The 20991-nt window shown below is 51.4% G+C and carries 22 protein-coding genes; 13 read left to right on the top strand and 9 right to left on the bottom strand.

Annotated features, from left to right (window positions below; genetic code table 11):
- Positions 1-3 precede the first annotated feature (3 nt).
- The 6 genes from EC843_RS19340 (at position 4) to cobO (ending at position 6542) form a co-directional block, all read left to right on the top strand.
- Entirely contained in the window at positions 4-1374 is a 1371-nt protein-coding gene (locus tag EC843_RS19340; protein WP_064544041.1) for an acyclic terpene utilization AtuA family protein, read from the top strand.
- Positions 1371-1688, top strand: coding sequence for a DUF4387 domain-containing protein (locus tag EC843_RS19335; RefSeq protein ID WP_064544039.1), 318 nt, complete (start codon positions 1371-1373; stop codon positions 1686-1688). The genes EC843_RS19340 and EC843_RS19335 overlap by 4 nt, the downstream gene beginning before the upstream one ends.
- Before the next feature lie 161 nt (positions 1689-1849).
- A complete protein-coding gene (locus EC843_RS19330; protein WP_064544037.1) occupies positions 1850-3157 on the top strand; it encodes a dicarboxylate/amino acid:cation symporter in 1308 nt (435 codons plus the stop codon).
- 55 nt (positions 3158-3212) lie between these two features.
- Positions 3213-4214 (top strand): glutaminase A, encoded by a 1002-nt coding sequence (gene glsA / locus EC843_RS19325; RefSeq protein ID WP_064544035.1) that lies wholly within the window; start codon positions 3213-3215, stop codon positions 4212-4214.
- Between the two features lie 63 nt (positions 4215-4277).
- Positions 4278-5930 carry a class I fumarate hydratase gene (locus tag EC843_RS19320; RefSeq protein WP_064544033.1) on the top strand — a complete coding sequence of 551 codons (1653 nt, stop codon included), beginning with the start codon at positions 4278-4280 and terminating at the stop codon, positions 5928-5930.
- Between the two features lie 9 nt (positions 5931-5939).
- Positions 5940-6542, top strand: coding sequence for a cob(I)yrinic acid a,c-diamide adenosyltransferase (cobO, locus tag EC843_RS19315; protein WP_133522894.1), 603 nt, complete (start codon positions 5940-5942; stop codon positions 6540-6542).
- A gap of 37 nt (positions 6543-6579) precedes the next feature.
- On the opposite strand, the gene EC843_RS19310 is transcribed toward cobO, so the two are convergent.
- Complete coding sequence (locus EC843_RS19310) at positions 6580-7485, bottom strand: LysR family transcriptional regulator (protein WP_064544029.1); 906 nt, start codon at positions 7483-7485, stop codon at positions 6580-6582.
- Positions 7486-8036: 551 nt separating this feature from the next.
- Positions 8037-8483: a DUF3828 domain-containing protein gene (locus EC843_RS19305; RefSeq protein ID WP_064544027.1), complete on the bottom strand. Its 447-nt coding sequence runs from the start codon at positions 8481-8483 to the stop codon at positions 8037-8039.
- Between the two features lie 236 nt (positions 8484-8719).
- Here EC843_RS19305 and EC843_RS19300 point away from each other — a divergent pair, with 236 nt between their 5' ends.
- Positions 8720-9580, top strand: a complete 861-nt coding sequence (locus tag EC843_RS19300) for a PA4780 family RIO1-like protein kinase (RefSeq protein WP_064544026.1) — start codon at positions 8720-8722, stop codon at positions 9578-9580.
- A gap of 360 nt (positions 9581-9940) precedes the next feature.
- Here EC843_RS19300 and EC843_RS19295 read toward each other — a convergent pair whose 3' ends face one another.
- From EC843_RS19295 to EC843_RS19270, 6 genes are all read right to left on the bottom strand, one after another.
- A complete protein-coding gene (locus tag EC843_RS19295; protein ID WP_064544024.1) occupies positions 9941-10189 on the bottom strand; it encodes a DUF4282 domain-containing protein in 249 nt (82 codons plus the stop codon).
- A 178-nt stretch (positions 10190-10367) separates the two neighbouring features.
- Positions 10368-12098, bottom strand: coding sequence for a biotin carboxylase N-terminal domain-containing protein (locus EC843_RS19290; protein WP_243739167.1), 1731 nt, complete (start codon positions 12096-12098; stop codon positions 10368-10370).
- Positions 12079-13686, bottom strand: a complete 1608-nt coding sequence (locus EC843_RS19285; protein WP_133522892.1) for a 5-oxoprolinase/urea amidolyase family protein — start codon at positions 13684-13686, stop codon at positions 12079-12081. The genes EC843_RS19290 and EC843_RS19285 overlap by 20 nt, the downstream gene beginning before the upstream one ends.
- Before the next feature lies 1 nt (position 13687).
- Positions 13688-14500 carry a putative hydro-lyase gene (locus tag EC843_RS19280; protein ID WP_232887281.1) on the bottom strand — a complete coding sequence of 271 codons (813 nt, stop codon included), beginning with the start codon at positions 14498-14500 and terminating at the stop codon, positions 13688-13690.
- 12 nt (positions 14501-14512) lie between these two features.
- On the bottom strand, positions 14513-15283 hold the full coding sequence (locus EC843_RS19275; protein ID WP_064544016.1) for a 5-oxoprolinase subunit PxpA: 771 nt from the start codon (positions 15281-15283) through the stop codon (positions 14513-14515).
- A gap of 10 nt (positions 15284-15293) precedes the next feature.
- A complete protein-coding gene (locus tag EC843_RS19270; RefSeq protein WP_064544015.1) occupies positions 15294-16535 on the bottom strand; it encodes an NRAMP family divalent metal transporter in 1242 nt (413 codons plus the stop codon).
- Positions 16536-16891: 356 nt separating this feature from the next.
- On the opposite strand from EC843_RS19270, the gene EC843_RS19265 reads away from it, so the two are divergent.
- From EC843_RS19265 to alaE, 5 genes are all read left to right on the top strand, one after another.
- Complete coding sequence (locus EC843_RS19265) at positions 16892-17554, top strand: GntR family transcriptional regulator (protein WP_064544012.1); 663 nt, start codon at positions 16892-16894, stop codon at positions 17552-17554.
- Positions 17555-17633: 79 nt separating this feature from the next.
- Positions 17634-17936 carry a metalloregulator ArsR/SmtB family transcription factor gene (locus EC843_RS19260; protein ID WP_064544010.1) on the top strand — a complete coding sequence of 101 codons (303 nt, stop codon included), beginning with the start codon at positions 17634-17636 and terminating at the stop codon, positions 17934-17936.
- An 8-nt stretch (positions 17937-17944) separates the two neighbouring features.
- Positions 17945-18469, top strand: a complete 525-nt coding sequence (locus EC843_RS19255) for a rhodanese family protein (protein ID WP_133522891.1) — start codon at positions 17945-17947, stop codon at positions 18467-18469.
- A gap of 209 nt (positions 18470-18678) precedes the next feature.
- On the top strand, positions 18679-18858 hold the full coding sequence (locus EC843_RS19250; protein WP_064544059.1) for a hypothetical protein: 180 nt from the start codon (positions 18679-18681) through the stop codon (positions 18856-18858).
- 379 nt (positions 18859-19237) lie between these two features.
- Complete coding sequence (gene alaE, locus EC843_RS19245) at positions 19238-19693, top strand: L-alanine exporter AlaE (RefSeq protein WP_064544006.1); 456 nt, start codon at positions 19238-19240, stop codon at positions 19691-19693.
- A gap of 41 nt (positions 19694-19734) precedes the next feature.
- Here the strand turns inward: alaE and EC843_RS19240 are convergent, their stop codons facing one another.
- Positions 19735-20076 (bottom strand): DUF2002 family protein, encoded by a 342-nt coding sequence (locus EC843_RS19240; RefSeq protein ID WP_064544004.1) that lies wholly within the window; start codon positions 20074-20076, stop codon positions 19735-19737.
- A gap of 160 nt (positions 20077-20236) precedes the next feature.
- On the opposite strand from EC843_RS19240, the gene EC843_RS19235 reads away from it, so the two are divergent.
- Positions 20237-20563 (top strand): DUF883 domain-containing protein, encoded by a 327-nt coding sequence (locus EC843_RS19235; RefSeq protein ID WP_034457412.1) that lies wholly within the window; start codon positions 20237-20239, stop codon positions 20561-20563.
- The last annotated feature ends 428 nt before the right edge of the window (positions 20564-20991 follow it).

Genomic DNA, 20991 nt, shown 5'->3' with positions numbered 1-20991 from the left:
GAAATGGCACGCACATTTAAGATCTTGTCACCGACGGCTATCCTGGGTTATGGCTTCCCGGAAGAGAGCTTTCGCAAAGCCATGCTGGAATCACCGGATCTGATTGCGGTTGACGCGGGATCCTCCGATCCTGGCCCTCATTATTTAGGGGCAGGCAAACCGTTCACCGATCGGGCAGGCGTTAAACGCGATCTGCGCTATATGATCACCGCGGGTGTTAACCACAACATTCCGGTGGTGATTGGCACCGCCGGAGGCTCCGGCGCCGCACCGCATCTGGAATGGTGCCGCCAGATAATCCTCGAGATCGCGCAAGAAGAGAATTTAAGCTTCTCGATGGCGTTGATCCCGTCGGATGTCGACAAAGCCACGGTTCATCAGGCGCTGGATAACGGTGCGATTACCGCGCTGGATTTTGTCCCTGAACTGACCCACGAGGCGATTGAAGAGAGCACTTACATCGTCGCGCAAATGGGTATCGAACCTTTCCAGCGTGCGCTGGAAGCGGGTGCGCAGGTGGTGTTGGGCGGACGTGCTTACGATCCGGCCTGCTTCGCCGCGCTGCCCATCATGAAAGGGTTTGATGAAGGGCTGGCGCTGCACTGCGGGAAGATCCTCGAATGTGCGGCCATTGCCGCAACGCCAGGTTCCGGTTCGGATTGCGCGATGGGCATCATTGATGAACACGGCTTTACGCTCAAAACATTCAATCCGAAGCGCAAATTTACCGAGACTTCAGCGGCAGCACACACGTTGTATGAGAAGTCGGATCCGTACTTCCTGCCAGGCCCTGGCGGCGTGCTGAATCTGAAAGGCTGTAGCTTCAAGGCCGTTAACGACGGTGAAGTGTACGTTAGCGGTTCACGTCACGAAGAAACGCCTTATGCGCTGAAACTCGAAGGTGCGCGCCAGGTAGGTTTCCGTTGCCTGACCATCGCCGGGACACGCGACCCGATTATGATTGCCGGCATCGACACCATTCTTGAAGAGGTGAAAGCCAGCGTGGCGAGCAACCTCTCGCTCAATGACGACAGCATCCGCATCACGTTCCATCTGTATGGCAAAAACGGTGTCATGGGTATCCATGAACCGATGCAAACAGCCGGACATGAGCTGGGGATTTTGTTGGACGTGGTCGCGCCGACTCAGGAGATCGCCAACAGCGTTTGTTCGCTGGTGCGCTCTACCCTGCTGCACTACGGCTATGAAAACCGCATGGCGACCGCAGGCAACCTCGCCTTCCCGTTCTCGCCATCCGACATTCAAAGCGGGCCAGTGTATGAGTTCTCGATCTATCACCTGATTGAAGCGAACGACGACCTACGTTTTGATTTCACCCTTGAACAGGTGACGCCAGAAGGAGTTCAGGCATGAAACAGTCAATCTGCTCATTGGCGCAGGTCATTCGTTCTAAAAACGCCGGACCGTACGAACTGGTATTAGATATTTTATTTAAAACCCGTGAAGACTATCAGCGCGTAAAAGCATCTGAGCAATTAACACCACAGCTTATTGCCGATTTGTATCACGTCGAGCCTGAATTTGTTCACCGCATTATCTGGTTTGACCCAGCCAACGCGGTAAAGATTGTCATGCCTCGCGATATTATTTCAGGAAGCGTCGGTGACAATGATGTTTATGGTGCCCAGCAACATGCACCATTATTAAGCATTCAGTTCGACCTGTAGTAAAAATAATACAACAACATTAAATGGTGTGCGGAATATTGCTGTATCCCAGCACACCAAATTATTCATGCGGTTGGTCATAAACAGGTGTGTGCCTTGGTAGCTGCGGGGTACACGCCGCCCTACACCTTAATACCCAACCATTATCCGATGGAGTAAACATGAAGAAAATTAGTTTAACGAAGATGATCATACTAGGCCTTATATTAGGTATGATCGCAGGCGTGGCCATTAATAATATGGCATCGGCTGATGCGGCAAAATCGTATGCAGGCGATATTTCCATTTTTACCACCATATTCTTACGTATGGTAAAAATGATTATTGCACCATTAGTTATTTCTACTCTGGTGGTCGGCATTGCCAAAATGGGCGATGCTAAAACGCTGGGGCGTATATTCTCGAAAACGTTCTTCCTCTTTATTTGTGCCTCACTGCTCTCCATCGCACTGGGTCTGGTGATTGTTAATATCTTCCAGCCAGGTGCTGGCATTAACTTTGTACCGCACGATGTCGGAGCGTTATCAGCGGTTAAATCTGAACCGTTCACTCTGAAAGTGTTTATCTCGCACGCCGTACCAACCAGTATCGTCGATGCGATGGCTCGTAATGAAATCCTGCAAATTGTGGTGTTCTCGATTTTCCTCGGTTGCAGCCTGGCAGCAATCGGCGAGAAAGGCGAGGCAATCGTGAAAGTGCTCGATTCTCTGGTGCACGTCATGCTGAAGCTGACTGGCTATGTGATGCTGTTTGCGCCACTGACCGTTTTCGCAGCGATCTCGGGTTTGATTGCCGAACGTGGGCTGGGTGTGATGGTCAGCGCCGGTATCTTCATGGGTGAGTTCTACCTGACCCTTGGGATGCTGTGGGCGATTCTGATTGGCCTTTCCACTATGCTCATCGGGCCGTGTATTGGCCGTCTGACCAAATCAATCCTCGAACCTGCCCTTCTGGCTTTCACCACTTCCAGCTCCGAAGCCGCTTTCCCTGGTACGCTCGATAAACTGGAGAAGTTTGGCGTTTCCTCGAAGATTGCCAGCTTCGTACTGCCAATCGGTTACTCCTTTAACCTCGTCGGCTCAATGGCTTACTGCTCTTTTGCCACTGTGTTTATCGCACAGGCCTGCAACATTGAACTGAGTATGGGCGAGCAGATCACCATGCTGTTGATCCTGATGCTGACCTCTAAAGGCATGGCCGGTGTACCACGTGCATCGATGGTGGTTATCGCCGCAACACTCAACCAGTTCAATATTCCAGAAGCCGGTTTGATTCTGCTGATGGGTGTCGATCCGTTCCTCGATATGGGCCGTTCAGCGACTAACGTGATGAGTAACGCCATGGGTGCTGCGATTGTTGGCCGCTGGGAAGGTGAACACTTCGGTGAAGGTTGCCGTGGTGACGCTCCAGCCAAAACGCCTGGCTTAGAACACCCGGCGACTAAAGCATCTGAAGTGACCATGTACTGATATTCAAGGCCGACTTTCGTCGGCCTTTTTTAACACAACAACACAGGGCTACAACGTGAAAATAAAACTCTTAGCAGCAAGTGTGTTATCGCTCAGTTTCTTAGTCAGCACCACGACGCTGGCGCAAACTGCACCAGACTACGACGCACTCATCAAGCAAGCGCATCAAAAATATAAAAATAATAACGACGGAAAAGTCGCTGACTATATTCCGGCGCTTGCCACTTACAGCCCACAGAATTTTGCCATCACCATCGCCACGGTGGACGGCAAAATTTACCAGACAGGTGATGTCAAAAAAGCCTTCCCGATGGAGTCCCTGAGCAAGGTCTTCACCATGGCGCTCGCGATGGAACAGCACGGGCCAAAAGAGGTGCTGGATAAACTCGGTGCCAATGCCACCGGGCTGCCATTCAACTCCGGTTTAGCCGTGGAGTTGACCAAAGGCGCTCCAGAAAATCCATTGGTCAATGCGGGAGCGATGAGCACCGTTAGCCTGGTTGAAGCCAAAGATAAAACCGACCGCTGGAACAAAATTCTCAACAACCTGAATGCGTGGGCGGATGCCTCGTTGACCGTCAACGAGCCGGTATTCAAATCTGAAATGGACACCAACCAGCACAATCAGGCGCTGGCGCAGTTAATGGAGTCCTATAACAGTTTCTATGGCGATACCCGTGAAGCCGTAGAGATTTATACCCGTCAGTGTTCAGTGGATGTCACCACCGAGCAGCTCGCCAAAATGGGCGCGGTGCTCGCCAATAATGGCAAATCGCCTTACACCGGCAAGCAACTGTTAAACGAGAAATATGTCCCGCAGGTGTTAGCGGAAATGGCTATTGCCGGGCTTTATGACGGCAGCGGCAAGTGGCTTTACACCGTAGGCCTTCCGGCGAAAAGCGGTGTCGGCGGCGGCATGGTCGCCGTGGTGCCGGGGAAATATGCCATCGCCGTGTACTCTCCGCCGCTTGATTCCGCGGGCAACAGCGTTCGCGCCCAGCAAACCATTGAGTATGTTGCGCAAGCGACACAATCCAATCTCTTTTTAGCGAAGTAAGCCCGAAGAAAAGGGCATCGCACCAGATGCCCTTCATTAATGACTGATAAGTGAGAAGTCGACATGTCTAAACCATTTGCCTGGCAGGAACCGTTTTTACAAAGCAAAGATAATACGGAATATACATTGCTCAGCGGCCAACACATTACGGTGACGGAGCTGGACGGTGAAGAGGTCATCAAAGTTGCCCCTGAGGCCTTAACGCTACTGGCGCAGCATGCTTTTTACGAAGCGTCGTTTTTCCTGCGTGCTGCCCATCTCAAGCAGATTGCCAGCATCCTGCACGACCCACAGGCCAGTGATAATGATAAATACGTTGCGCTGCAACTGTTACGCAACGCGGAAGTGTCGGCAAAAGGTGTGCTGCCAAATTGCCAGGATACCGGGACAGCTACCATTGTGGCGAGTAAAGGTCAGTCTATCTGGACCGGCGGCGACGATGCTGAAGCCTTAAGTAAAGGCATCTACACCACCTTCCAGGAGAATAATCTGCGCTACTCGCAGAATGCGCCGCTGGACATGTACACCGAGGTCAACACTCAGACCAACCTGCCTGCGCAGATTGATATTAGCGCCACACCTGGCAATGAATATCGTTTCCTGTTCGTCAACAAAGGCGGTGGCTCTGCCAACAAAGCGGCGCTATTCCAGGAAACAAAATCTATTCTCCAGCCTGAAAAGCTGACCGCCTTCCTGATTGAAAAAATGAAGTCGCTGGGTACCGCCGCCTGCCCTCCTTACCATATCGCGTTTGTGGTGGGCGGGTTGTCGGCCGACCAGTCACTGAAAGTCGCCAAACTGGCTTCGACCAAGTATTACGACAATCTGCCAACCGAGGGGAATGAACTCGGCCAGGCATTCCGCGACACGGCACTGGAAACCGCGTTACTCAATGCCAGCCGTGAATTTGGCATCGGCGCGCAGTTTGGCGGCAAATACTTCGCCCATGATATCCGGGTTATCCGTCTGCCACGCCACGGCGGTTCCTGCCCAATCGCGATGGCGCTGTCCTGTTCTGCCGACCGTAATATTAAAGGCAAGATCAATAAGCAGGGAATCTGGCTGGAAAAACTCGAGCACAATCCAGGCAAATTTATTCCGGATTCTCAGCGTACAGAGAATAGCGCCCAGACGGTGCAACTCGACCTGAACCGCCCACTGAAAGAGATTATGGCCGACTTGTCTAAGCTGCCGATTGGCACACGTGTGTCGTTAAGCGGCTCCATCGTGGTCGCCCGCGACATTGCCCATGCTGAAATCAAAGCGCGGCTGGACAAGGGCGAAGCGATGCCCGACTACATGAAAAACCATATCGTCTATTACGCGGGCCCTGCCAAAACGCCGGACAACCAGCCGTGTGGTTCGCTCGGGCCGACCACTGGCGGGCGCATGGATGGTTATGTTGACCAGTTCCAGGCAGCAGGTGGCAGCCTGGTCATGCTTTCGAAAGGTAACCGCAGCCAGCAAGTGACCGATGCCTGCCTCAAACATGGTGGTTTTAACCTCGGGAGTATCGGTGGCGCGGCGGCATTACTGGCGCAGCAATATGTGAAAAGCCTGCGCTGCCTTGAGTACCCTGAACTGGGCATGGAAGCGGTGTGGATGATGGAAGTGAAAAACCTGCCGGCTTTTGTTCTGGTCGACGATAAAGGCAATAACTTCTTTGAACAGTTTGAGCAAAAGCAAAGTTGCGCATCTTGCCCTGCAAAGCATTAAGGAGCGTTTATGGAAACGCGAACCAATACTGAACGCCATCGTCAGCGCCAGCAAAAGATCAAAGAGCGGGTAGATAGCCGTGTGGCGGCGGCAACCGAAAGGAAAGGTATCCTGATTGTTTTTACCGGCAACGGAAAAGGAAAATCGACCGCAGCCTTTGGGACAGTGACGCGCGCTATCGGCCATGGCAAAACCGTCGGGGTCGCGCAATTCATTAAAGGCCAGTGGGATAATGGTGAATACAACACGCTGCATCAGCACAATGTTGAATTCCACATTATGGGCACCGGTTTTACCTGGGAAACCCAGAATAGAGAAGAAGATATCCAGGCTGCTCTCGCGGTCTGGCAGGAAAGTAAGCGCATGCTCGCCGATGCGCGTTACGACCTGGTGGTACTCGATGAACTCACCTATATGCTGGCTTATCACTACCTGGATATTCAGGAGGTTATTTCATCGATAGCGAATCGCCCCGCCCATCAAAGTGTGGTGGTGACCGGGCGCGGTTGTCACAGCCAGTTGCTGGATATTGCTGATACCGTCAGTGAAATCCGACCGGTAAAACATGCCTTTGATAGCGGGATTCAGGCTCAATCTGGTATTGACTGGTAAGGTATGCCGCCTGGTGAAAACCGGGCGGCATCATCAATCAGGCTGGCTCAGATATCAGTGATTTTTCCAGTAACCAGGCGCGAAGAATCTGCAAATGTCGGGACTCAGCTTTTTCTGCCCGCCATGTCAAAATGAAGCGGTTCCCGGTACGAATAGGAACATCACAAGGAATGACCATTTCACCGCTGTCCAGATCGCGCTGAATAGCAAAACGAGGTAATAATGCGGTTCCCAGATTTGAGCGTACCGCCGCAATCAACATCGAGAGCAAGTCAAAGCGCGGGCCTTTGTTCACCAGCGGGCTGTTAACATCCGACAGCGCAAACCACTCTTGCCAACCGGTGGTGCGGGTACTTTGATGCAACAAAGGAAATTCATTCAGCAAGTCATCGACAGCGAATTTTTGATCAGGTCGGGATAACAGGCTTCTGCTACAAACGGGCAAAATCTCCTCTTCAAATAAATATTCCATTCCAGACCATGGTGTACAAAAATCTTCGCGCATAATAGCGGCGTCATAATCATTGTTTAGAAAATCGCCGATATTAGCCAGTGAATGAATATTGACCGTAATATCGGGATTTAATTTATTGAACTCGCGTAAATTGGGAATCAACCAATGAGTGCTTAATGTCGGATTGACGGCTAACTCAATAGCCTGAACCGCAGGTTGCCAGGCCATTATCGAATGAGTATCACGCTCAAGTTTATTTAGCGTTTCTTTAACAATGTTCAGATAGTGCTTACCTGCCGCATTTAAATGAATACGTTTTTTTGCATGGTCAAATAATGCAGTATGCAGAAAATCCTCCAACGCGTTTACTTGTCTGAACACAGCGCTCTGTGTCAAAGCCAACTCTTCTGCTGCCCGAGTATAACTTTCGTGACGTGCCACCACTTCAAACGTCACCAGCAATTCGGTCTTCGGTATTTTTCCTCTCATCGTGCCTTCCATTTGCAGTGAACTAAAATAGTTTAGGGATGAAATTATCTTTCTCAACCCCATAAGGACTGACGCAAGATAATTCTCATCTCATTGCTGTTTTTTTCATCTTTTGCTTCAGCCTGGCCGTATAACCTTTATATCCGGTTAATATGTTAATAGCATGTTTATTATTCTTGAGAATAAAGGTGAAGTGAGTCATTATTTTACCAGACCCATATCGGTGACTCTGTGTTCATTTGTTTTATTTCTAAACGAAATAAAAACGCGCCACAGAGCTTCTATAAAGCTTTCCATTTTTAATAAAACCTTTTTCCAAAAAAATATCTGAGGATTATTGATAAACACAGGTGTATTAGTATAAAGGTTCTTTTGCTGGATTAATGAGCGCCATGTTAAAGAAGGCAAAAATCACGTTGAAAAGTGTGGAAAAAAAGACAAACCTATTCCCTGGTCGGATAAGCGCAGCACCGTCCGAAAAACAGGCTAAAATGGTGGATGACGCTATCGCTTATCCACCCTACAACACCACTTTAGTGACCTTTTTCCCGCTACTTCACGTTTTCATTTCTCAGTATGGTCTGGCCTGCAACAGACTGGATTTTCCAGGTTCCGGCTTCCTTTACCATGCAGTCAATAACGGTGTGTTGCTGTTTTTTGCCGTAGGAAACATAAATGTTGAAGCAAACGGGGTCATAGTCACTGGATACTACGGTGACGTTCGTCGGCCAGTCTTCGCCAAAATCCTGGGCGCGAATAAAAAAGTCGGCGTCGTAAAATTCAGCTTCGTTACCGATGGCTGAACGTAGTTTTTCCAGCGTGCTTTTAGTCACATATTTATCAATATCATGGCCATCGGTAAGAGGATTTTTATTCTGACTGATTTGTTGCAGGTACCATTGGTTGAATTCCTGTGCCAGTTTAATAGGCTGGTCGTAATCGCTGGCGGCGAGCGTTGAAGTGGAGACCAACAGCATGAAAGCGGTTAAAATTTTCATTCTGAGTACCTTTAATCAAACTTTGGTGTCGTTCGGGAAAGCATAGCTTCACCCGACATCGCTGGGGTAAACGGTGGATGTCGCTCGCGCTTATCCGCCCTACAATTGCAGACAAGCAAATGAATACAGACAGTTACGTTAACTTTCCGTTTCCGTGGCAAATATTGTCCACTTTTTCTGCTATCGCCGTCTGTGTTATTGATACGAAAAATGGCTGAAATAAGGTATAAAGCCGCATGAAAATCCCAAACAGACTCCAACCGCTGGTTGATGATGGCCTGATCGACGATGTACTTCAGCGCCTGAAAAGTGGCAAAGAAGCCGACGTCTACACCGTTTTATGCGGTGACAAGATCCAATGCGCCAAAGTGTACAAAGAAGCTATGCAGCGTAGCTTTAAGCAAGCTGTGCAGTATCAGGAAGGGCGCAAAGTCCGCAATTCTCGCAACACCCGTGCCATGCAGAAAGGCTCAAAGTTCGGACGCAAGCAACAAGAAGAAACCTGGCAAATGGCTGAGGTGGAAGCGTTGTTCCGCCTGGCAAACGCCGGGGTGCGCGTGCCGCAGCCATATATGTGTATTGATGGCGTGTTATTGATGGAACTGGTCACCGATGCTGAAGGTTTGGTGGCTCCACGTCTGAGCGATGTGGCGATGAGCGAAGAAAGTGCGCTGGCTGATTTCGAAACCATGATCCGCAATATCGTACGCATGTTGTGTGCGGGCCTGGTGCATGGCGATTTATCGGAGTTTAACGTACTGCAAGACGCGCAAGGGCCGGTGATTATCGACTTGCCACAAGCGGTGGACGCCGCAGCAAACAACCATGCTGAATCCATGTTTGAACGTGATGTGAATAACATCACCGAATATTACGGCCAGTTCGCCCCGCAATTACTGCAAACACGCTATGCGAAAGAGATCTGGGCGTTATATGAAGACGGAAAATTAACCCCAGAAACACCGCTAACGGGGCTATTCGTCGAAGAAGCTCATGATGTGGATATGGGTTCACTGATTGATGAAATTATTGCTGCGGAGGATGAGTTTTACGACCGTCAACGCGCAGCCAAAGAGCGCGACCAGCAATACGAATAATCACCTTATACCCTAAATAATTCGAGTTGCAGGTAGGCGGCAAGGGAGCTACAAATCTGTCTGGAACAGATTTGAACAGCGCTTGCGCTGGCCCGAAGGGTGAGCCTCATGGACTAGGCTCATAATCCCCAGGAGCTTACTTGAGTAAGTGACTGGGGTTTGTGAGTGCAGCCAACAACGCTGCAACTTGAAGTATGACGGGTATAGAAAATTAAAGGCCCGCATAGCGAAAGTTATGTGGGCTTTTTTTTCGCCAAAAGTAAAATGCCTGTAACCCAATATTTTATTGATTCCAATTTCAAAAAATTGAATATCACAGGCAGTAGTAAGCTCATTAATTAATAAGTCTACACAAGGGCATTACTTTGTTTCAGGCAAGTTTTCAGCAATGCGCTTCAGGTATTCGTTATTTTTGAAGGCGATCATGATCAATTCGAAACCGACGCGTACAGCTAAAATACCAAACACCAGTCCAAAGATACCAGCCAGTGCCTGCCCTAGAAAAATCGTTGTAGCAGCAGAGATAACGATTGAAATGATGCTTAACCAGTACAGTACAACCAGAAGTTTTGGAGTGATCAAAGTGTCAAAAAAGAAGATGTTTTTCATGTTATTCCATTATGTGTTCTAAAAACTGTGGGTATATTTCAGTCCATCTGAAACGTGTCCAGTATATTCTTACGCTGGACTACCACCAACACATATCAATAACAAATACTCTGAAAAGCATGATACCTATAAATATTAGTAGGGTAATTCAGGCGGGCTGTTCACCCGCCGTAAGATTCTAACTAATATCACCGAGTGAACGCCCAGCTTCGACTAAATCCCCCGTTGTCGCCTGCTGTTTCAGGGTTCCACTGCGATGTGCGACGACCTGAACTTCCATTTTCATCGCTTCCATTACCGCAATCACTTCCCCTTGCTGCACCGTTTTGCCTTCTTCTGCCAGCCAACTATGGAGCACACCGGAGATCGGTGCTTCAACTGCCGCGTCGTTTACCGGCTCGTTCACTGGCGGGTGCGCTTTACCTGGCTGAGACAACGCCGCACCGCTAAACAGGCTCGCAGGTAAGCCCAGTTGCACGCGACGGCCATCAAGTTCAATCCAGGTGCGGGTTAAAGTTTCATTGGCCTTGGGCGTCTGACGCGGTGCAAATTCAATGCGCCCGGCAAAATCAGTTTCAATCCAGCGAGTATGCACCTTGAAGCCTTCGGTGAAATCAGCGTCATCCATCACCGCACGGTGGAATGGCAACACTGAGGCTACGCCGTCGATTTCAAACTCACGCAGGGCGCGACGTGCACGGGCAATGGCCTGTTCACGGCTGCTGCCCGTGACAATGAGTTTTGCCATCAGCGAGTCATAATTGCCTGGGACGGTTGAACCCGCATTAACGCCAGTGTCGAGGCGAATACCAGGCCCGCCTGGTGCGCGGAATACCGTGATATTGCCAGGTGTCGGTAAATAGCCTTTGCCAGCATCTTCAGCGTTAATTCGGAATTCGAACGAGTGCCCACGCGGGACTGGGGTTTCCAGAATACTGAGCGGTAAACCTTCCGCAATGCGCAGTTGTTCCACGACAATATCAAGGCCGGTAGTTTCTTCGGTGACCGGATGTTCTACCTGCAAACGGGTGTTCACTTCGAGGAACGAAAGCGTACCGTCGCGGCTTAATAAAAACTCCACGGTACCAGCGCCAACGTAGCCCGCATGGGCGCAAATATCGTGGGCGGCACTGTGGATTTGCAGGCGCTGGGCATCGCTAATAAACGGTGCGGGCGCTTCTTCCACCAGTTTCTGGTTACGGCGCTGGAGCGAGCAATCACGCGTGCCAAGCACCACCACATTGCCATGTTTATCAGCGATAACTTGAGCTTCAATATGGCGTGGACGGTCGAGATATTGTTCGACATAACATTCTGCACGGCCAAATGCCGTCAACGCTTCGCGTGTTGCGGAATGATAAAGTTCAGCCACTTCTTCCAGTTTCCAGGCCACTTTCAGGCCGCGCCCACCACCGCCAAAGGCAGCTTTAATCGCCACCGGCAAACCGTGCGTGGCAGCAAAATCGAGCACTTCTCCCGCGCCATTCACCGGATCTGTAGTGCCTTTGACCAGCGGAGCTCCCACTTCCATGGCGATTTTACGCGCCTGCACTTTATCGCCGAGTTTCTCGATAGTGTCCGGCTGCGGACCAATCCAGATAAGCCCCGCCTCCTGTACGGCGCGAGCAAACTCGGCACGTTCAGACAAAAAACCGTAGCCAGGATGCACCATTGTTGCACCGCTGCGCTTTGCAACCTCCACCAGCGCTGCAATGTTTAAGTAGGTGTCTGCTGAACTAGTGCCGGGGAGCGCCCAGGCTTCATCAGCCATTTGCACGTGTAGCGCGTTGGCATCCGGGTCAGCGTACACCGCTACCGCCTGCGCACCGTAATCACGGCAGGCACGAATGATGCGAACGGCAATCTCGCCACGGTTGGCGATCAGAACTTTATGCGGCGAGGTGGTCACGGGCATTACTCCCTGTTATTTCGATAAACGGTTGGATAATGTTAAAGCGAATGGCAGCGCCGGGCGGAATTTGCCCTGCCAAATCAAGATGATATTCTGCCACCGCAGCAATCACCGGATAGCCACCGGTCAAGGGGTGGTCGTGCAAAAACAGCACCGGTTGCCCGCTGGCAGGAACCTGAATCGAGCCGCTACAAGTGCCTTCACTCGGCAGCTCCTGGTGCTGACGGCGCTCCAGTTGTTGCTCACCTGCGAGGCGCAAACCGATGCGGTTAGACTGTGGCGTGACCAGCCAGTCCTGCGCGGTTAAACGAGCGAGTGCATCGGCGGTGAACCAGTCGGTGCGCGGGCCTGCGACAATATCCAGCGTCACTGTTTCACCCACCGCAGGAAGGGCAGATTGTGGAAGTTCATCCAGCAAAACGGCGTTGCAGTGCCGATGTGCGCCAGTCTGTAAAATGTCACCAACAGCAATCGCGGCTGGCCCTAACTGCGCCAGGCTGTCACGTGCGGCACTGCCAAGAATTTGTTCGACCACAAACCCGCTGCGCACCGCCAGATAACTGCGTAACCCGCGAACTGGTGTACCGACGTGAATTTCATCTCCGGCGGCTAAATTGAGTGGGCAATAACTTTCCACGCGATAACGCTCGCCGTCCGCCGTTTTCAGGGTCAACGGGCATGGCGCACCGGTCAGGGTAATCACCACATCGCCATTTGCCCGGGCGCGGAAACCACCGTGCGTGATTTCGAGGCAAGGTGAATCACTCGGGTTGCCAACAATACGATTTGCGGTGTGCAGTGCTGTTTTATCCATCGCGCCGGATTCCGATAAACCCAGCGCCGCTTTGCCGCTGCGGCCATTGTCCTGCCACAAGGTTTGCAGGCCTGTCGCCAGCACGGTCAGCGTTGGTGCGTCACTCGCGGGGGCAATTTGTGGCGCAACAACGGCAGGCAGAGAAACCATTTTCTTACCTGCGGCGCCATCCACAAACTGCACCTGGCTACCCGGCAACAGCAGTGCGGGCTGCGCGCGCGTTAAGTCCCACATTTGCAGGTCAGTCTGGCCGATAAGCTGCCAACCGCCGGGGCTAGCTTGTGGATAGATACCGCTAAATTCCCCAGCCAGCGCCACGGAACCTGCGGGAATGCGGGTGCGAGGTGTGCTGCGACGCGGTGTTTGCCAACCGCCAGTGTCAGACACCATATAGGCAAAACCTGGCGCAAAGCCGGTAAACGCCACGTTCCACAGTGATTCCTGATGGCGGCGGATGACTTCCTGCACCGCGATGCCCATCAGTTCCGCTACTGCGGGAAGATCTTCGCCGTTGTAGTGCACAGGGATAGTCACCTGTTGACCGTAGCTGGCTTCCTTGTGCTGCAAAGAACACTTCGAGATTTTGCCAGCAAGTTGCGCCATGCTGGTTTGCATCGGCTGATAGCGGATCAACAAGGTTCGAGCTGCCGGAATGATCTCCTCGATCCCCTTTTCCGGCGCGGCGCTGAGCGCATCGAACAACGCCAGTGTTTCATCAAGCGTATCCAGTTCGACCAGGAAGCTACTTAAGTTAACGGCTAAAAATCTCACTTCACGCTCCCTGCCAGGCGGCATCCGGTACATCAGTAATAAACATGTGTCCTGGCGCGTGACTGAGGGCAAATGGCACTCCCGATTTCATCACCGCAGCTTGCGGAGTCACGCCGCATGCCCAGAACACCGGGATTTCACCTGCTTCGATACGCACAGCATCACCAAAATCTGGACGTGAAATATCGCTAATACCCAACAGATGCGGCTCGCCGATGTGAACCGGCGCACCGTGCACTGCGGGAAAACGGCCGCTGATCATCACGGCGTCTGCCACCCTGTCTGCCGGGATCGGGCGCATGGAAACCACCAGTTCGCCCTGTAAACGCCCTGCGGGGCGGCAAAGGCGGTTAGTTTTGTACATCGGCACGTTGCAGTTATCGGTAATGTGGCGTACTTCAATACCCGCTTCACGCAATGGCGTTTCAAAGGTAAAGCTGCAACCAATTAAGAAGGTGACCAGGTCAGGGTGCTTTTCCCAGACAGCGCGCGCGTCGGTGATTTCATCCGCCAGCTTACCCTGCTCCCAGACACGGTAACGCGGAATGTCGGTGCGCAAATCGGCACCTTCCGCCAGCACGGTCTGATGCCCGCCCGCTTCTATCACATCCAGCACCGGGCAGCTTTGTGGGTTGCGCTGGGCATAGAGCAGGAAATCAAACGCCCAGTCACGCGGCAGGCAAATCATGTTCGCCTGGGTCATGCCTGGCGCCATTCCGGCGGTAGGTTTATCAAAACCGTGACGAATCGCCTGGCGCGCTTCTCGTGCGGCGGCAATCGCCTGTTGGCTGGCTTTCATTAACTTATTCTGCATAGCTGCCGCTCCTTACGCCTGAGGAATAAACGAGCGGATAGCAATGCCCTGCGCTTCCAGCAAGGTGCGGATCTGGCTCGCCATAGCAATCGCGCCTGGGCTGTCGCCATGCACACATATAGAGTCGGCCTGAATCGGCGTGAATTTCCCTTCAATGGATTCAACACCACCTTCGGTAATCAGTTGCAGCATTCGTTGCGCCACAAGCTGTGCATCGTGCAATACCGATCCCGCTTCGCGGCGCGAAACCAGCGTACCGTCGGCGTGGTAAGCACGGTCTGCAAACGCTTCGGCGATGGTTTTCAGCCCTTTTTGCTGCGCCAGTTGCAGCACCGGAGAACCCGCCAGCCCAACCAGCGGCAACTGCGGGTCAACCGCCAGAATGCCGTCGATCACCGCCAGCGCCTGGCGTTCGTGATAAGCAATGGTGTTGTACAGCGCACCGTGCGGTTTGACGTAGCGCACTTGAGTGCCCGCAGCGCGTGCCAGCCCTTGCAGTGCGCCAATCTGGTAAATCACGTCGGCGGTGAGTTCGTCGCTGGCGATGTCCATGTTACGGCGGCCAAAGCCGACTAAATCCGGATAGGCAACATGCGCGCCGACCGTTACGCCCTGAGTTTTTGCCGCTTTCAGCGTTTCAAGAATGCCTGCCGGGGAACCGGCGTGGAAACCACAGGCGACGTTAGCGCTACTCACCACCTTGAGGATGGCGGCGTCGTCACCCATGCTCCACTGCCCGAAGCTTTCGCCTAAATCGCTATTGAGATCAATGGTCTTTAACATCTGCTTTTCCTCAAACAACTTTCAGGAAATCGAAAATAGCGCCAACGGAGAGTGCGCCCATGTACCAGGTCAGCACGCAGGTCACCAGACCCGTCCACAGCAACCAGCGCGGGTAGACATAACCCGACATTAAATCAGCACGTTTCCAGCCGACGTAGACAAAAATCGTTAGGCCGATTGGCAAGATAAGCCCGTTGAAACCGCCCGCAAACACCAGCAATGCAGCCGGAGCTGTCCCCAGCAACACGTACACCACTAATGAGACAGCAATAAATATAATGGTCGCGATATTGCGCTGGCGCTCAGTCATTTTCTTATTAAAAACAGTCATAAAGCTGACTGAAGTGTAAGCCGCGCCAATCACGCTGGTGAGTGCCGCTGCCCAGAAGATAAAACCAAAGATGCGCACACCAAAGCTACCCACAGCGTGCTGGAAGGCTTGAGAAGCCGGGTTCGCCACCTGGCTGGAAATGTCTAACGTTACGCCGCTGGCGACTACGCCCAATACGGCGAGGAACAACACGTAACGCATCAACCCGACCACCAGAATCCCTTTGGTCGCCGCCGAAGAAACCGCTTCAATATTTTCGACACCGGTCATGCCTTTATCTAACAGGCGATGCGCACCCGCATACGAGATATATCCGCCCACGGTGCCGCCGACGATGGTGGTGATCATGGCGAAGTTCATGGTGTCCGGAAACACGCTCTGGCGCAGCGCTTCGCCGACCGGCGGGGAAGAGACAAACGCGACATACAGCGTCAGGCCAATCATCACCAGGCCGAGGACAATAATCAGGCGGTCAATTGCGCTGCTGGCGCGCTGCGAGGAGAAGATGTAGATCGCCAGCAGTGCGCTGAGCAGCCCACCCCATTTTGGTGATATACCAAACATGGCATTCAGGCCCAGACCCGCACCGGCAATGTTACCGACGTTAAAGACCAGCCCACCGAAAATCACCAGCACCGCCAGTAAGTAACCACTGCCAGGTAGCGCTTCATTGGCAACGTCAGAGGCGCGCATCCGCGTAACAGTCACCACGCGCCAGATATTCTGTTGCACCACAAAATCGATGACGATCGAGGCCAGAATACCAAAGGCAAATGCCGCACCCATGGTGGCGGTAAAGGTGGCCGTTTGCGTGATAAAACCAGGGCCAATCGCCGAGGTCGCCATCAGGAATATTGCCGCCAGCAGCGAGGAACGACGCTTCTGGACAAAAGATTTATTTTCGAGTTCTTGCGCTGCCATCTGACTCTCTCCGTTATTAGAATTATGACCCTGTCTGTTAAGCAATAAACAGACCATCGTTGAGGTAAAAGCAGAGATTGTTAATCAACTATTAAATTATTGTTGAACAATAAGCTAGTTAGTGTTGATTAATTAGACAAACAGAATCGAAAACCGGATGATAAAAAACCGACGCCGATCACTTTTTCCCGATCGGCGGCGTGAAGAAAGTGAGGTATTGCACCAGTGGAGTGCATAGAAATGCAGTTATGCGCTTTTATAGTGCATGGAATTGAAATAATCCCGCAGTCTCAATGCCTTGCCGCTACCAGGCTAATATGTGAAGATTGCCGCTCACCAGGTTACCGCAGAACAACATGAAGAAAGATGCCGCCACTCAAATGCTGAGCGAGAAAATCGCCGAGACTATCCGCCAGAAGATTATCGTTGGCGAACTCGCGTCCGGCGCGCGCCTTTCGGAAGCTGCCCTCAGCGAACAACTGGATATTTCGCGCAATACGCTGCGTGAAGTGTTCCGCATGCTGACCCAGGAAGGGTTGCTGCGTTACGAGCCTAATCGCGGGGTTTGTGTGGCAGTGCCGGATATGGCGGCAATTCTCGATATTTACCGTATTCGTCGGCTGATTGAGTGCGACGCCCTCACCCATGCCTATCCGCTGCATCCAGCCGTTGCCAAAATGGAAGCCGCTGTGCAAGAAGCGCGGGAGTACCGCCAGACCAGCGAATGGCGGCAGGTGGGGACGGCAAATATGAAATTCCACACGGCGATTGTCGAATTGGCCGACAGCGAGCGCCTGACGCGCCTGTACCGCAATATCTCCGCAGAACTCCGGCTAGTATTCGGGCATCTTAACGATCCCGAAATTCTCTATGCCCCTTATATTGAGAAGAATGCCCACATCCTTGCGCTGCTGGTTGATGACCAAAATGAAAAAGCCGCCCGTACGCTCGCGGAGTACCTTGAGCTATCCGAGCGCACGGTACTGGCGGCCTGGGCCAGGCATCAACAATCATCCTGATCAATGGCTAACAATCACGTGCATTTTCCCATCCTTTCGTTTAGCATTTGCTTAATTAAGTAAGTGCTAAACTAAAACTATGAATCCCGAACTGCTAAAACTCCAGGCCAGCGCAAGCGATGCCGCAAAGCTACTCAAAGCAATGAGTAACGCCAATCGGCTGCTGATCCTCTGCATGTTGCTCGATTCCCCCGGCACCGGAGCAGGCGAGCTGGCTACGGCGACTGGGCTAAGTCCATCTGCCACTTCTCAGCATCTTGCCCGTATGCGCAATGAAGGGCTTATCGACAGTACCCGCGAGGCGCAGCGCATTCTTTATTTCATTAAAAGTGATGCCATTCGGGAGATCATTGGCACGCTTAAAGCCATTTATTGTCCGTGAGGAACAGCATGACTATCCAGACTATTTCCCCAAGCGATGCCAAAGCGCTGCTCACCAAAGGTGCGGCGTTGATTGATATCCGCGAGCATGATGAATATGCGCGTGAGAATATTGCCGAGGCACATTTACTGTCGCTTTCTGCCATCGAAAATGGCGATAGACTTGGCCCGTTTGACCCTTTCGATACGGTAATTTTTTATTGCCAGTCCGGCATGCGCACCACGCAAAATGCTCAGAAACTGGTTGATGCCGTGGCCCCCGCAAAAGTGTTGCTGCTGGAAGGGGGATTAACGGCCTGGAAGAAAGATGGCCAGCAAATTCTCGAAGATAAATCACAGCCGTTGCCGTTAATGCGCCAGGTGCAAATTGCCGCCGGAAGCCTGGTTCTTGCGGGTGTGATTCTGGGGTTTGTTGTTCACCCAGGATTCTATTTACTGTCGGGTTTTGTCGGTGCGGGTTTGCTGTTTGCGGGTATCAGCGGTTTTTGCGGCATGGCACGCTTGCTGGCAGTAATGCCCTGGAATAAGCACTGAGTGAGTTCGGCTTTTTGTCCCGTTATTTTGGGCTATGGTTAACGGTATATACCCGTTAGCATTCGAGTTGCAGCCAGGCGGCCAGGGAGCTTATCCCGATGAGCTTACTTAAGTAAGTGATTTGGGTAAGTGAGTGCAGCCAACACCCCTGCAGCTTGAAGGATGACGGGTATACGTAATTCATTTCTCTCAATTGAATGAGGTTAATTATGTTCAAGGCAGGCGATTTGGTGCAACCCAAGAAAGGTGGCCCGAAGTATGAAGTGCTGGATGTTCAGGGCGATACTTTGTTCTGTACCCCGAGGAATATTTTGAGCGGCGAAAAGGTCACGCTAAAAGCAGAAGACGTGGTTTTGTATAAAGAAGACGACGATTTTGGCGTTTGCTAATGCCGCTATGATCAGGCGGGCTACAGTTCACCCGCCTGAAACCACATAATTACCCCGCCCCACTCATCGTTATATAAACAACCCCACAACAAAAATTCAGGCTCTGAATAGCCCGAAAAACCGCTGCGACTGACGAAAAATTAACCCAATGATTTTTAAATGAAAATTAATAACGAAGCGACAAAATAATGAAACCCTGCCTTTTATGTGCCATTTAGCGGATTTTATTGACAAAACGCGATTAAATAAAAATTAATCACTAATTGTACGATTTCAACCAGCGATATAATCTAGTCAAATCAAAATAAGCCACGCATTAGCACTGCCATCATGTCGACCTGGTAGTGTATATATCTAATTTTCATTAGGAGCTGGAAGAATGTTTTCTCCTGAGTCACGCCTGCGTCATGCAGTCGCAGATACTTTTGCGATGGTAGTGTATTGCTCGGTTGTGAACATGATGATAGAGATTTTTCTCTCCGGCATGAGCTTTGAGCAGTCGCTCTCATCAAGGCTGGTCGCCATCCCGGTGAATATCCTGATTGCCTGGCCCTACGGTTTATATCGCGATGCTTTCATGCGTTTGACTAAACGTTATAGCAAAGCTAACTGGGCGAAAAATCTTGCTGATGTGCTGGCTTATGTGACTTTCCAGTCACCGGTTTACGTCGCCATTTTGTGGTCGGTCGGTGCTGACTGGACCCAGATAGCTGCAGCAGTCAGTTCTAACATTGTGGTGTCGATGTTTATGGGTGCCGCGTATGGCTACTTTTTGGATTATTGCCGTCGCTTATTCCGCATCAGCGGTTACCGGAATGCAAAAGCTGGGGCTTGAGGTTAGCGTTGCGCCGTGACGCGCAACAACACCGGTTTCGATTAATGCTCGCCAAACAAACCAGACAAATAACGTTCCAGCGCAATGCGTGAACTAAAACCGTGCGGAATGCCGTAATGCTGATGAGTTTCGCCAGCAAGGTAGAGTGGAAAATGCTGGTAGTGATCGCAAGTTTTAACATCCGTGGCAGGGTCTGCCAGTGTCTGGCTTCGTTCTTTTAAGGTTGGGTGAATAATCAACGCAGTTCGCCCCATACGCGCTTCGCGATTCACATAAACGTAATTTTCACCACGGCGATATCCGTATGTTTTTGGTGTGACAACATCCATGGTAAAACCGGCTTTTTCAAGAACGCGGGCCACCTCATCGGGTCGTAAATACATAATTTTTCCTCATCATCTTCTATTGCAGCGCAACCTTACAATATCCAGCATTACTAGCGCTTTCAGATTAGTCCATAAAGACCGCGAAAGCGCGTGACCTGTCTCATGACTAAAAATTATGGTCTACACTGAGAAGTACATCGCAACAAGGGAGAAACTAATGTTTAACCGTGTAAATCGAAATGATGTAGACGAAGGTGTTGATGATATTAACCGTGACGTGAACCAGCTGGCCGACACGCTGGAAGAGGTTCTTAAATCGTTCGGTAGCGATGTTAAAGAAGAAGGGGAAGCCGCCCGCAAAAAAGCGGAATCTCTGCTCAAAGAGACACGAGCTCGCCTTCATGGTCGCACCCGTGTGAAACAAGCCGCCTGTGATGCGGTAGGTTGTGCCGATACTTATGTGCGCGACAAACCATGGCAAAGCGTGGGTATTAGCGCCGCCGTAGGTATTTTCATCGGGGCTTTATTAGCGTCCCGTCGTTAGCCACAAAAGTGTAGTGATAACAAATATGCGTCTGACCCCGGTTCTGCCGGGGTCTTTACTTTCTTGTGGGGTGGTAAGCCAGTTATGTCGGATGACGCTAACGCTTATCCGACCTACGGTTCGATTTTGACTTTGTAGGGTGGACAAGCGTTAGCGTCATCCACCATTTACGCCAGTTGTATCGGATGACGCTGCGCTTATCCGACCTATGGTTCGATTTTGACTTTGTAGGGTGGATAAGCGTTAGCGTCATCCACCATTTACGCCAGTTGTATCGGATGACGCTGCTCTTATCCGACCTATGGTTCGATTTTGACTTTGTAGGGTGGATAAGCGTTAGCGTCATCCACCATTTACGCCAGTTGTATCGGATGACGCTGCGCTTATCCGACCTATGGTTCGATTTTGACTTTGTAGGGTGGATAAGC

This window comes from Buttiauxella sp. JUb87 (assembly GCF_004361975.1).
Classification (GTDB): domain Bacteria; phylum Pseudomonadota; class Gammaproteobacteria; order Enterobacterales; family Enterobacteriaceae; genus Buttiauxella; species Buttiauxella ferragutiae.
The sequence above is the reverse complement of the archived record's forward strand: the minus strand, read 5'-3'. Positions and strand labels throughout refer to the sequence as shown.

Bases quoted from the DNA above. Each gene is read 5' to 3' on its own strand.
- EC843_RS19340 (WP_064544041.1), top strand. From the start codon at position 4: ATGGCACGCACATTTAAGATCTTGTCACCGACGGCTATCCTGGGTTAT.
- EC843_RS19335 (WP_064544039.1), top strand. From the start codon at position 1,371: ATGAAACAGTCAATCTGCTCATTGGCGCAGGTCATTCGTTCTAAAAAC.
- EC843_RS19330 (WP_064544037.1), top strand. From the start codon at position 1,850: ATGAAGAAAATTAGTTTAACGAAGATGATCATACTAGGCCTTATATTA.
- EC843_RS19320 (WP_064544033.1), top strand. From the start codon at position 4,278: ATGTCTAAACCATTTGCCTGGCAGGAACCGTTTTTACAAAGCAAAGAT.
- cobO (WP_133522894.1), top strand. From the start codon at position 5,940: ATGGAAACGCGAACCAATACTGAACGCCATCGTCAGCGCCAGCAAAAG.
- EC843_RS19310 (WP_064544029.1), bottom strand. From the start codon at position 7,485: ATGAGAGGAAAAATACCGAAGACCGAATTGCTGGTGACGTTTGAAGTG.
- EC843_RS19305 (WP_064544027.1), bottom strand. From the start codon at position 8,483: ATGAAAATTTTAACCGCTTTCATGCTGTTGGTCTCCACTTCAACGCTC.
- EC843_RS19300 (WP_064544026.1), top strand. From the start codon at position 8,720: ATGAAAATCCCAAACAGACTCCAACCGCTGGTTGATGATGGCCTGATC.
- EC843_RS19295 (WP_064544024.1), bottom strand. From the start codon at position 10,189: ATGAAAAACATCTTCTTTTTTGACACTTTGATCACTCCAAAACTTCTG.
- EC843_RS19280 (WP_232887281.1), bottom strand. From the start codon at position 14,500: ATGCAGAATAAGTTAATGAAAGCCAGCCAACAGGCGATTGCCGCCGCA.
- EC843_RS19275 (WP_064544016.1), bottom strand. From the start codon at position 15,283: ATGTTAAAGACCATTGATCTCAATAGCGATTTAGGCGAAAGCTTCGGG.
- EC843_RS19270 (WP_064544015.1), bottom strand. From the start codon at position 16,535: ATGGCAGCGCAAGAACTCGAAAATAAATCTTTTGTCCAGAAGCGTCGT.
- EC843_RS19265 (WP_064544012.1), top strand. From the start codon at position 16,892: ATGAAGAAAGATGCCGCCACTCAAATGCTGAGCGAGAAAATCGCCGAG.
- EC843_RS19260 (WP_064544010.1), top strand. From the start codon at position 17,634: ATGAATCCCGAACTGCTAAAACTCCAGGCCAGCGCAAGCGATGCCGCA.
- EC843_RS19255 (WP_133522891.1), top strand. From the start codon at position 17,945: ATGACTATCCAGACTATTTCCCCAAGCGATGCCAAAGCGCTGCTCACC.
- EC843_RS19250 (WP_064544059.1), top strand. From the start codon at position 18,679: ATGTTCAAGGCAGGCGATTTGGTGCAACCCAAGAAAGGTGGCCCGAAG.
- alaE (WP_064544006.1), top strand. From the start codon at position 19,238: ATGTTTTCTCCTGAGTCACGCCTGCGTCATGCAGTCGCAGATACTTTT.
- EC843_RS19240 (WP_064544004.1), bottom strand. From the start codon at position 20,076: ATGTATTTACGACCCGATGAGGTGGCCCGCGTTCTTGAAAAAGCCGGT.
- EC843_RS19235 (WP_034457412.1), top strand. From the start codon at position 20,237: ATGTTTAACCGTGTAAATCGAAATGATGTAGACGAAGGTGTTGATGAT.